The sequence below is a fragment of the Pseudomonas sp. NFACC51 genome, from assembly GCF_900103575.1.
GTDB classification, from domain to species: domain Bacteria; phylum Pseudomonadota; class Gammaproteobacteria; order Pseudomonadales; family Pseudomonadaceae; genus Aquipseudomonas; species Aquipseudomonas fluorescens_Q.
Map to the genome: position 1 here is coordinate 365,756 of NZ_FMXH01000003.1, position 12,069 is coordinate 377,824.

The 12,069-nt window shown below is 63.4% G+C and carries 8 protein-coding genes; all 8 read right to left on the minus strand.

Annotated features, from left to right (window positions below):
• Window positions 1-114 precede the first annotated feature (114 nt).
• Complete coding sequence (locus BLT00_RS08625) at window positions 115-1,293, minus strand: BaiN/RdsA family NAD(P)/FAD-dependent oxidoreductase (RefSeq protein ID WP_092146268.1); 1,179 nt, start codon at window positions 1,291-1,293, stop codon at window positions 115-117.
• Between the two features lie 188 nt (window positions 1,294-1,481).
• Window positions 1,482-2,819 (minus strand): ATP-dependent RNA helicase DbpA, encoded by a 1,338-nt coding sequence (gene dbpA / locus BLT00_RS08630; RefSeq protein ID WP_256572627.1) that lies wholly within the window; start codon window positions 2,817-2,819, stop codon window positions 1,482-1,484.
• Between the two features lie 315 nt (window positions 2,820-3,134).
• On the minus strand, window positions 3,135-4,562 hold the full coding sequence (mdtD, locus tag BLT00_RS08635) for a multidrug transporter subunit MdtD (protein WP_092146270.1): 1,428 nt from the start codon (window positions 4,560-4,562) through the stop codon (window positions 3,135-3,137).
• Between the two features lie 196 nt (window positions 4,563-4,758).
• A complete protein-coding gene (locus BLT00_RS08640) occupies window positions 4,759-6,096 on the minus strand; it encodes a TldD/PmbA family protein (protein ID WP_092146272.1) in 1,338 nt (445 codons plus the stop codon).
• A complete protein-coding gene (locus BLT00_RS08645) occupies window positions 6,096-7,538 on the minus strand; it encodes a TldD/PmbA family protein (RefSeq protein WP_092146274.1) in 1,443 nt (480 codons plus the stop codon). The genes BLT00_RS08640 and BLT00_RS08645 overlap by 1 nt, the downstream gene beginning before the upstream one ends.
• 212 nt (window positions 7,539-7,750) lie before the next feature.
• Window positions 7,751-9,454, minus strand: coding sequence for a choline dehydrogenase (gene betA / locus BLT00_RS08650; RefSeq protein ID WP_063324021.1), 1,704 nt, complete (start codon window positions 9,452-9,454; stop codon window positions 7,751-7,753).
• 212 nt (window positions 9,455-9,666) lie between these two features.
• A complete protein-coding gene (betB, locus tag BLT00_RS08660) occupies window positions 9,667-11,139 on the minus strand; it encodes a betaine-aldehyde dehydrogenase (RefSeq protein ID WP_092146278.1) in 1,473 nt (490 codons plus the stop codon).
• 80 nt (window positions 11,140-11,219) lie between these two features.
• Entirely contained in the window at window positions 11,220-11,840 is a 621-nt protein-coding gene (betI, locus tag BLT00_RS08665) for a transcriptional regulator BetI (RefSeq protein ID WP_063324023.1), read from the minus strand.
• Between the last annotated feature and the right edge of the window lie 229 nt (window positions 11,841-12,069).

Genomic DNA, 12,069 nt, shown 5'->3' on the forward strand with positions numbered 1-12,069 from the left:
AACCCGGCGACACGGTGGATCAGGTTGATTGAGTGAGCTTGAGAGGGGGGCTGCTGCGCAGCCCAGCGGGAGCAAGCTCCCTCGCCACAAAAGCAGGCTCAACCCAGGTGGGGATCAGACGTACTGCGCGGCGGCATACCCCGAAGCCCACGCCCATTGGAAGTTGAACCCACCCAGGTGCCCGGTGACATCCAGCACTTCGCCGATGAAATACAGGCCGGGGCTTTTCAGCGACTCCATGGTCTTGGACGAGACTTCCCGGGTATCGACGCCGCCCAGGGTGACTTCTGCGGTGCGGTAGCCTTCGGTGCCAGCGGGGACGACGTTCCAGCTCGCCAGTTTTTCGGCGATGTCTGCCAGCTCCGCATGGGTGTATTGCTTCATGGGTTTGGAGACGAACCAGGTGTCCGCCAGCAGGTTGGCCATTTTCTTGGTGAACAACTCGCCCAGCAACGTCTTGAGCTCGCTATTGGGGCGTTCGCTCTGCTGCTGTTGCAGCCATTGCGGCACGTCGTGGTCCGGCAACAGGTTGATCTGCACCGTGTCCCCCGATTCCCAGAACGAGGAAATCTGCAGGATCGCCGGACCGCTCAGGCCGCGATGGGTGAACAGGATGTTCTCGCGAAAGCTCTGGTCGTTGCAGCTCACCAGGCAATCCACCGAGGTGCCTGACAACTCGGTGCACAGCGCCTTGAGCTGATCGGTGATGGTGAACGGCACCAGTCCGGCGCGGGTGGGCAGCAGTGCATGGCCAAACTGTTTTGCCACCTGATAACCGAAGCCGGTCGCCCCCAGGGTCGGGATCGACAGCCCGCCCGTGGCGATCACCAGGGACTGGCAGGCGATGGCGCCAAGGGTGGTTTGCAGCAGGTAGCCGCCGTCGGCTTTTTCGATCTGTGTAATCGAGGTGTCCAGATGCAGGCTGGCGCCGGCCTGGTCGCATTCATCCAAGAGCAGGCCGAGGATGTCGCTGGATTTGTTATCGCAGAACAACTGGCCGAGCTTTTTCTCGTGATAGGGCACGCCGTGCTTGGCCACCAGGGCAATGAAGTCCCATTGGGTGTAGCGGGCCAGGGCCGATTTGCAGAAGTGCGGGTTCTGCGAGAGGAAATTGCCTGGCTCGGTGTACATGTTGGTGAAATTGCAGCGTCCACCGCCCGACATGAGGATTTTCTTGCCGGCCTTGTTGGCGTGGTCCAGCAATAGCACCTGTCGCCCGCGCGCGGCGGCGGTCAGTGCGCACATCAACCCTGCGGCGCCAGCGCCAATGATCACGACTTCGGTAGAGCGCAAAACGGTGTCCTCTGCATATCTGGGGTCTGACAGGAGTTCGCTCTTGTGGCGAGGGAGCTTGCTCCCGCTCGAGCGCGAAGCGGTCGAAAAGCCAGCGAACTGTCTGAAGCATCGCGTTCATGGTTTTCAGGGCTGCTGCGCAGCCCAGCGGGAGCAAGCTCCCTCGCCACAGGGTGAATCAACAGCGGTCAGAGGATCCGCACCCGCAACGACCGGCCCTTGATCTTGCCATCGTTCAGGCGCTGCAGGGCCTGCTTGGCGATGCCGCGTTCCACGGCCACGTAGGCCTGGAAATCGAAGATCGCGATTTTGCCGACCTGGGCGCCAGGGATGCCGGCCTCGCCGGTCAGGGCACCGAGGATGTCGCCGGGGCGGACCTTGTCCTTGCGCCCGGCGCCGATGCACAGAGTGCTCATGGCCGGCAACAACGGGCCGCCGCCCTGGGGCTTGAGGTTGTCCAGTTGGTCCCAGCTCAGCGGTGACTTCTGCAACTGCTCGATGGCCTGGGCGCGGTGGGCTTCGGACGGCGCCACCAGGCTGATGGCGATGCCTTTCTCCCCGGCACGGCCAGTGCGGCCGACACGGTGGATATGGATTTCCGAGTCCCGGGCCAGTTCGACGTTGATCACCATGTCCAGTGCATCGATGTCCAGGCCGCGGGCCGCCACGTCGGTGGCTACCAGCACCGAGGTGCTGCGGTTGGCGAACATCGCCAGTACCTGGTCGCGGTCGCGCTGTTCCAGGTCGCCGTGCAGGCCGACGGCCGAGATGCCCTTGGACGTCAGGTGATCGACGGTTTCCTGGACCTGCTGCTTGGTGAAACAGAACGCCACGCAGGAGGCCGGGCGGAAATGCGCCAGGACCTTGACCACTGCGTCCATGCGCTCCTCGGGGGCGATCTCGTAGAAGCGCTGCTCGATCTGCGCGTCGGAGTGGAACGCCTCGGCCTTCACTTGCTGCGGGTTACGCATGAACTTGGACGACAGTTGCTTGATGCCCACCGGGTAGGTGGCGGAGAACAGCAGCGTCTGGCGGCGTTCCGGGGTCTGCTGGATGATGTCTTCGATGGCGTCGTAGAAGCCCATGTCGAGCATGCGGTCGGCTTCGTCGAGGATCAGCGTGTTGAGGCCGTCCAGGACCAGCGAACCCTTGCGCAGGTGCTGCTGGATGCGTCCTGGCGTGCCGACGATGATGTGGGCACCGTGTTCCAGGGAAGCGATCTGCGGGCCGAACGACACGCCACCGCACAGGGTCAGGACCTTGATGTTGTCTTCGGCTCGGGCCAGGCGACGGATTTCCTTGGCGACCTGGTCGGCCAGCTCACGGGTCGGGCACATCACCAGGGCCTGGCAGCCGAAGAAGCGCGGGTTGATCGGGTTCAGCAGGCCGATGCCAAAAGCCGCGGTCTTGCCGCTGCCGGTCTTGGCCTGGGCGATCAGGTCCATGCCCTTGAGAATCACCGGCAAGCTTTGCGCCTGGATCGGCGTCATCTGGGCATAACCGAGTGATTCGAGGTTAGCCAGCATGGCGGCGGACAGCGGCAAAGTATTAAAAGCGGTGGCAATGGTGGTCACGGGACTGGCCTGCAAAACAAAATGTCGCGCAGTGTAGCAGCCTCGTGCCACTTTCTTCGAAAGTTCTGGACGAGCTGTGGTGTGGCCCCTGTGACGAGGGAGCTTGCTCCCGCTCGGCTGCGCAGCAGTCGTAACCCAGGCGACGCGATATTTCAGGTACACCGTGTCGACCGATTTTGGGGGCGCTTCGCACCCCAGCGGGAGCAAGCTCCCTCGCCACAAGGGCCAGCATGTCCCCCGGTTCAGACAGCGCCCCAAGCGCCTGGCTTAGTGCTCGATATGCTCGTCGTGACGCTTCTGCCGCCGCCCATCCTGCTTGGACAACTGGGAAAAAATCGTCGCTGCCAGCATCGCCATGATCCCCACCGTTACGAAGGTCAGCTGGAACGCGCCCAGCACGGTATCGACCCCATCGTTGCCCACCTGGGCGGTAAAGCCGCCGAGCAGGGCGCCGGCGCAGGCCACGCCGAGGCTCAGGGACAGCTGCGCCACCACCGACAGCAGGCTGTTGCCGCTGCTGGCGCTGGCGTCGTCCAGGTCGATCAGGGTCACGGTGTTCATCGCGGTGAATTGCAGCGAGTTGATCGCGCCCAGCACTGCCAGTTGCGCCAGCAGCAGCCAGTATGGCGTCTGTTCGCTGACCAGGCCCATGCTCGCCAGCATCAGGCCCAGCGCCAGGGTGTTGCCGGTCAGGACGATGCGATAGCCCAGGCGTTCGATCAGCGGCCGGGCCACGGACTTGGCGACCATGGCCGCCGCCGCCAGGGGCAGCATGCTCATGCCGGCCTGGGACGGTGAATAGCCCAGGGCGACTTGCAGCAGCAACGGCACCAGGAACGGCAGGGCACCGCTGCCCAGGCGCGCGAACAGGTTGCCAAGAATGCCCACGGCGAAGGTCCGGGTCTTGAACAGCGACGGCGGGAACAGCGCATTCTCGACGTGCCCGGCCCGCAGCCAATAGGCCGCCAGGCAGGCCATGCCGCCGAACAGCAACAGCATCACCCGCAGGTGCGGCAGGTGCAGTTCACCCAGGCCTTCCATGGCGATGGTGATCAGCACCATCGCCGCACCGAACAGCAGGAACCCCAGGCCATCGAACCGGGTGCGCTCGCTGCCGCGCAGGTCGGGGATGAACTTCCACACCGCATAACAGCCGATCACGCCCACCGGCAGGTTGATGATGAAGATCCAGTGCCAGGTCAGGTACTCCACCATCCAACCGCCCATGGTCGGGCCGATCAGCGGGCCGAGCAGGCCGGGGATGGTGATGAAGCCCATGATCCGCACCAGTTCCGAGCGCGGATACGCCCGCAGCACCACCAGCCTGCCCACCGGCAGCATCAGCGCACCGCCAAGGCCCTGGATGACCCGGGCGCCGATCAGCATGCTCAACGAATTGGATAAGGCGCACAGCAACGAGCCGAAGCTGAACAGCAGGATCGCCCCGAAGAAAATCTTCTTGGTGCCGAAACGGTCGGCGATCCAGCCCGAGGCTGGGATCAGCAACGCCACGGTGAGCATGTAGGCGATGATCACGCCCTGCATGCGCAGCGGGTTTTCCGCCAGGTCGCTGGCCATGGCGGGCAGGGCGGTGTTGAGGATGGTCCCGTCCAGGGACTGCATGAAGAAGGCAATCGCCACCACCCACGGAAGCCAGCGGGCGGTGACGGCGTCGAGCGGTGCGCGGTTGGGCATGGGACCTCTTGTATGAAGTGTTGATCAGGAACAGGTATCGCTGTTGTGGCGAGGGAGCTTGCTCCCGCTGGGTTGCGAAGCAACCCTAAAACCAGGTACCGCGGTGTTTCAGATGCGTTGGGTCAGCAGGGTTTTGCGACTGCTGCGCAGTCGAGCGGGAGCAAGCTCCCTCGCCACAGGGGTACAACTCCGGTCATTACAACGTCAAGGTCAACCGCTTCACCAGCGCCCCCGGCAACAATATCGAGGCCGTGGCCCGCTGGCTGTAGGTGCTGGCCGAGAGCAGCAGTTCCCTCTCTCGGGTCAGGCCTTCGAGTTGCGAGCCGAGCAGGCTGTAGACGCTGTCGTCGAAACGCATGGTGCTGACCGGCGCTACGATCTGGCCGTTCTCGACCCAGAACGTGGCGAAGCGGGTCATGCCGGTCAGGCGGGCGGCCGGTTGGTCCGAGTAGTTCAGGTACCAGAGGTTGCTGATGTACAGCCCGGTGCCAAGTTGTTCGAGGATGTATTTGTGCTCCAGCTGTCCGCCCCGCATGTCCAGCGCCGTAGGGTATTCGTAGCTGCTGGCGCCGTTGGCGGCGAGGCCGTATTCAGCGGCGCTGCGGGAGTTGACCAACTGCGCATTGGCCGTGCCCTTGGCGATCAGCCCCAGGTCATCGCGGGGATAACCTTCGTCGGAAAACGCCGGGCTCAAGGAGCCGCTGACCTGCTCGCTCAGCCACACGTTGGGGCTCAAGCTTGCTTCGTTGGCGTAGAACTTCTGCAACGGGCTCTGCTTGCTGGCAATCGCCCGGGCCGAGAACCCACCCCAACTGAGCATGCCCATGATCTCTTCCAGGGCGGCCGGCGCCAGGTAGGCGCGGTATTCGCCGGGCGGCAACGTGCGCAACGGCAGGCCGAGAAACGCCAGTTGCTCGCGGGCCTGTTCGAAGCGCCGGGCAAATCCTTCGCTGCTCCATTCATGCCCGGCGTAACTGGCTTTCACGGCCTGGCCGTTTTCATGGAACAGGCTGAAATCGAAGTTGAAGCTGTTGGCCTGGTGCCAGCCGAACGCCCCCGCAGAACTGGCGAAACCTCGACTGATGGGCCCGGCGGCGTAGAACCCCACCAGGTCCAGGCCTTCGGCGGCGCGGCTGATTTCGGCCACGGCCTGCTCGGTGTCCGGCAACGGATGGTCCTGCACGTTATGGCTCTGCCAGTGGGCGTGGTTGAGCAGCAGGTATGGATCGCGGGGCAGCAGCGGCAAGGTTTCGCGCAGCTGTTGCAGGCCTTCGGCCAAACGTTGCAAATCCGTCTCGGCTTCGCCGGACAAGGTGATCTGCAAGTCGGCGTGGCGTCCGTCGTCGATCAGTTTGAAACTGACATTGGCTTGCTGCACCAGGCCGGCCTGGCGGACCTTGCCATGGTTGAAACGGACGAAGGCCGAGGACTCGGCGGCGTAGCCGAGGGTGAACTGTTCAGGCTCGTGCAAGGCATCGCGCAGCCACTCGACCAACGCCTTGAATGCCTCGGCCTGATTCGTGACAGTGCTCATCAGGCATCTCCCCCAAACACATCAACGTTGCTGAACACGCAGGCCGGCGAGGCATGGCCGACGCGGATGACCTGGTTTGGTTCGCCCTTGCCACAGTTCGGCGTGCCCAGGACCTGGAAGGTGCTGGCATCGCCCACGGCGCGCAGGCTCTTCCAGAATTGCGCGGAAATACCCCGGTAGTTGGGGTTCTTCACCACGCCCTTGAGCTCGCCGTTCTCGATCAACTGGCCCCATTCGCAGCCGAACTGGAATTTGTTGCGGGCGTCGTCGATGGACCAGGAACGGTTGGTGCGCATCAGCACGCCGTGCTCGGTGCCTTGGATCAGTTGTTCCAGGGATTGGTCGCCGGGTTCGATGTTCAGGTTTGCCATGCGGTCGATGGGCGGGCGATTCCAGCCGCAGGCGCGGCTGTTGGCGACACCGTCCAGGCCAGCACGGAACTGTGACAGTGCGCCGCCCAGTGGGCGCAGCAACAGGCCTTCACGAATCAGGAACTGTTTGCTGGCGGCGCTGCCATCGTCGTCATGGCTGTAGCTGGCCAATTCTTCGGGAATGTTCGGGTCGAAGGTCACGTTCAAGAGGTTGGAGCCGTATTGCAGGTGTCCGAAGTCGCTGGCCTTGACGAAGCTGGTGCCGGCGTAATTGCGCTCGTCCCCGAGGATGCGGTCCAGTTCCAGCGGATGGCCGATGGATTCGTGGATCTGCAACATCATCTGGTCAGGCATCAGCAGCAGGTCGCGGGGGCCTTGCGGGGTGTTCGGTGCCAGCAGCAGTTGCAGGGCCTGGTCGGCGATTTTCAGCCCGGCGCCGAGCAGGCCGCTGCGGCTGATCACATCGAAGCTGCCTTGCTGGCCGAAATTTTCCCGGCCCAGGGTGCGGGTCTGGCTGTCGTTGCCGTTGAAGGCGGTGACTTCCAGGGCCGGGTAGATGAAACGTTGGGCCTGGCGCAATTCAGCACCGGCACTGTTGAGGTAGATCTGCTCGACCTGGGTCAGGCCGATGCTGGCTTGCCAGTTCACCAGGCGCTCGTCCTGAGGCACTGCGGCTGACTCGTCGCCGAGCAATTGGTAGCAATCGCTCAGTGGTGGGAAGGCCTGGTCGAAATTCGGCGAGAAGTAATCGGCGCGGTCGCTGGACACCGCTTGCTCGCGCAGGTCCAGCAGGGCGTGGGGCTTGAGCCGGCGGGCCTGTTGCTCGGCTCGTTCCAGCGCCGCTTGCAGGCCGGTTTGGGACAGATCGTTGGTGGCGGCGTAGGCCTCGACACCATTGACCCGCACCGTGAGCATCGCCCCTTCATCACGGCCCAGGCTGGGCGGTTCGGCGACATTCTTGCGCACCGACAGGTGCTGGCCGGACTCGCGCACGTAACGCAGGGAAAAGAATTCAGCGCCCGTGCGCAAGGCAGCAAAACGCTGCTTGAGCTGGGGGTGGAAGTCGAACATGGAACCTCCTTGTCTGGAGCGAGGGTGCGGCGCAGTGCGGTGATTTGACGCGGCGGCTCTAGATTAGGCCTGGGGTGGGGGTGGGATCAAGGTAGAAGGGAATTTGAGGGCCTGGTCGAGCGCCATCGCGAGCAGGATGCTGCTGTAAAGATCGTTGGAGATCATTCCCACGCTCTGCGTGGGAGCGATCTTTATCCAAGCGAGCTTGAGTCTTACTGGGCCATAGGCCCGACTTCCCGCAGTGGCTTGCCGCGCACCGGCGCATCGCCGGCCACGTAGTACGGGGCAGTGCTGCGTGGCAATGGCTTGCGACCACGGATCTTGTCGGCGATTTTCTCGGCGATCATGATCGTCGGCGCGTTCAGGTTGCCGGTGGTGATGATCGGCATGATCGAGGCATCCACCACGCGCAGTCCTTGCATGCCATGCACGCGACCTTCGCCATCCACCACCGCCATGTCGTCGGTGCCCATCTTGCACGAGCAGGACGGGTGGAACGCGGTTTCGGCGTGCTCGCGGATGAACTGGTCCAGTTGCGCGTCCGTCTGCACCTCGATGCCCGGGCTGATCTCGCGGCCACGGAACGGATCGAGCGCCGGCTGTTGCATGATCTCGCGGGTCAGGCGGATGCCGTCGCGAAACTCCTGCCAGTCCTGCTCGGTCGCCATGTAGTTGAACAGGATGCTCGGGTGCTGGCGTGGGTCCTTGGACTTGGCCTGGATCCGGCCGCGGCTTGGCGAACGCATCGAGCCCATGTGCGCCTGGAAGCCGTGTTCCTTCACGCCGTTGCTGCCGTTGTAGTTAATCGCCACCGGCAGGAAGTGGTACTGGATGTTCGGCCAATCGAATTCCGGGCGGGTGCGGATGAAACCGCCGGCCTCGAACTGGTTGCTGGCGCCGATACCGGTGCCGTTGAACAGCCACTCGGCACCGATGGCCGGCTGGTTGTACCAGAGCAGCGACGGGTACAGCGAGACCGGTTGGGTGCAGGCGTATTGCAGGTACAGCTCCAAGTGGTCCTGGAGGTTTTCACCGACACCCGGCAGGTCGTGGACCACCGGAATGTCGAGGCTCTCCAGCAATTTGGCCGGACCGACCCCGGAGCGTTGCAGGATCTGTGGCGAGGCGATGGCGCCGGAGCACAGCAGCACTTCCTTGCGCGCCCGGGCTTCGACCCGCTCTTCGGCGGCGCCCACCAGGTAACGCACGCCGACCGCACGCTTGCCTTCGAACAGGATCTTGTCGGTCAGGGCGTGGGTGACGATGGTCAGGGTCGAACGCTTCTTGGCCACGTCCAGGTATCCGCGCGCGGTACTGGCACGACGGCCATTGGGGGTGACGGTACGGTCCATCGGGCCGAAGCCTTCCTGCTGGTAGCCGTTGAGGTCTTCGGTGCGCGGGTAACCGGCCTGTACGCCGGCCTCGACCATGGCGTGGAACAACGGGTTGTTGCCGGCCTTGGGGGTGGTCACGCTGACCGGACCGTCGCCGCCGTGGTAATCGTTCGGGCCGATGTCCCGGGTCTCCGCTTTCCTGAAGTAGGGCAGGCAGTCCAGGTACGTCCAGTCCTCGAGGCCAGGCAGTTTTGCCCAGTTGTCATAGTCCAGGGCGTTGCCGCGGATGTAGCACATGCCGTTGATCAGCGAAGAACCGCCCAGGCCCTTGCCTCGACCGCACTCCATGCGGCGGCCGTTCATGTGCGGCTCCGGGTCGGTCTCGTAGGCCCAGTTGTAGCGCCGGCCTTGCAGCGGGAACGCCAGGGCGGCGGGCATTTGCGTACGGAAGTCGAGGCGATAGTCCGGGCCGCCGGCTTCGAGCAGCAGGACGGTGACGCCTTCGTCTTCGGTCAGGCGGGTGGCCAGGGTGTTACCGGCCGAGCCGGCGCCGATGATGATGTAGTCGAATACGTGGGACATGAAATGCACCCTCTTTTGAATTGGGTTCAGGTCGTGGTCGCCGAGTGCCCTTGTGGCGAGGGAGCTTGCTCCCGCTCGGCTGCACAGCAGTCGCCTGTAGAGCGACCATGTTCTGTCTGGATGACCTCGGGGCCTGGTTTGGGGCCGCTTCGCAGCCCAGCGGGAGCAAGCTCCCTCGCCACAACAGCGTTCACTCAAGGCCTGGTGTCAGATCAGAACACCGACGCGTAATCGCCCAACTCGACCTGTACCGATTTGATGCGGGTGAAGTTGTTCAGCGAGCTGATGCCGTTTTCCCGGCCCACGCCCGATTGCTTGTAGCCACCCACCGGCATCTTGGCGTCGGACTCGCCCCAGGCGTTGATCCAGCAGATGCCGGCTTCGAGCTGGTGGATCACGCGGTGGGCGCGGTTCAGGTCGCGGGTGACGACGCCGGCGGCCAGGCCGAAGTCGGTGTCGTTGGCGCGGCGGATCACTTCTTCTTCGGTTTCATAAGTGAGGATGCTCATCACCGGGCCGAAGATTTCTTCACGCACGATGGTCATCTCGTCGGTGCAATCGGTGAACACGGTCGGGGCGACGAAAGCGCCCTTGGCCAATTCACCGTCGGTCAGGCGACTACCACCGCACAGCAGGCGCGCGCCTTCGGCTTTGCCTTTCTCGATGTAGCCCAGCACGCTTTCCATGTGGGCGAAGCTCACCAGCGGGCCGAAGTTGGTGTTTTCGTCCTCTGGATTACCGATGCGGATGCGCGCCACGCGCTCGGCGATCTTGGCTTCGAAGGCGGCCTTGAGGTGGCTCGGCACGAACACGCGGGTGCCGTTGGTGCAGACCTGGCCGGAGCTGTAGAAGTTGGCCATCATCGCGGTGTCGGCGGCGCGATCCAGGTCGGCGTCGTCGAAGATGATCAACGGCGACTTGCCGCCCAGTTCCATGGTCACGTCCTTGAGCGAAGAACTCGAGGCGCTGGCCATGACTTTCTTGCCAGTGTCGGTGCCGCCGGTGAAGGAGACTTTCTCGATGCGCGGGTGCTCGGTCAGCCAGGTGCCGACTTCACGGCCGCTGCCGGTCAGGACGTTGAAGACGCCTGGCGGAACGCCGGCTTCGGTATAGATCTCGGCCAGTTTCAAGGTGGTCAGCGAGGTGACTTCGCTCGGCTTGAAGATCATCGCGTTACCGGCTGCCAGGGCCGGTGCGGATTTCCACAGGGCGATCTGGATCGGGTAGTTCCACGCGCCGATACCGGCCACTACGCCCAGGGGTTCGCGACGGGTGTAGACGAAAGACGTGTCGCGCAACGGGATCTGCTCGCCTTCGATAGCGGGCACCAGGCCGGCGTAGTATTCCAGCACATCGGCACCGGTGACGATGTCGACATAGCGGGTCTCGGAGTAGGCCTTGCCGGTGTCCAGGGTTTCCAGGGCGGCCAGCTCATCGTTGCGCTCGCGCAGGATGTCCACCGCGCGACGCAGGATGCGCGAACGCTGCATGGCGGTCATGGCGGCCCAGACTTTCTGGCCCTTTTCGGCGCTGACCACGGCGCGCTCGACGTCCTCGAAAGTCGCACGCTGCACTTGGGCAAGGACCTCACCGTTGGCAGGGTTGATGGCTTCGAAAGTGGCGTCGCCGCTGGCATCGCTGTACGCGCCATCGATGTAGAGTTTTTGCAGTTCGAAACGGGCCATAAAGTCCTCGCAAGTGCATAAGTGGTTGGCTGGCCACCGGAGCGTGTCGTTTATAGCTGACTACGCGGTTCGGCGGCGGTTCAGGAGTCGAGCGGTTCTGTGTGCTCTGGTGCCCCTGCTTTGGTCAGTTGGAAATCCATGTATTCGTAAGCGATCCGGTGCGCCTGGGCGGTATCGAAAGCGTCTCCCGACAGCGCTCCGCGCAGCCACAAACCGTCAATCAACGCGGCCAGGCCCCTTGCTGCGCTGCGCGCCTGATCGACGGGCAACACGCGGCGGAACTGGCTACACAGGTTGGAATACAGGCGGTGATCGTTGATCCGCTGCAACCTGTGCAAAGACGGGTGGTGCATGCTGGTGGCCCAGAAGGCCAGCCAGGTTTTCATTGCCGGGCCGTTGACCTGGCTGGCGTCGAAGTTGCCTTCGATGATCACCTTCAGGTGAGCCCGGGGGCTTGTGTCCTCCAGCGCCTGGCGGCGCGCGGTGACGTTCTCGCTCAGGACAGTCATCAGGTACTGGGCCGTGGCCGCGATCAGGCCATTCTTGTCCTGAAAGTAGTGACTGATGATGCCGTTGGAGACACCGGCCAAACGAGCGATCAACGCAATGCTGGCGTCCCCCATGCCGACTTGATCGACCGCTTGCAGCGTGGCTTCGATCAGTTGTTGGCGGCGGATGGGTTGCATACCGACCTTGGGCATCTAGCACATCTCCTTAGGCCATCCGGCGGGCGAGAGTCGTCTGCCGGAATGAAAGCCAGTCTATTTTGTTTTGATTGAACGTTCAATCAACAAAAAACAGGTTCTATGACAAGTCGTCGCTGTCTGTCGGGATTTCCATGTGTAAAGGGCGCTTGAAGGCACATGGGAAACCCGTCGTGCGGGGCGAGGACTTTTTCGGGATGTCTTTATAACACTCGTCGGCTGGTGT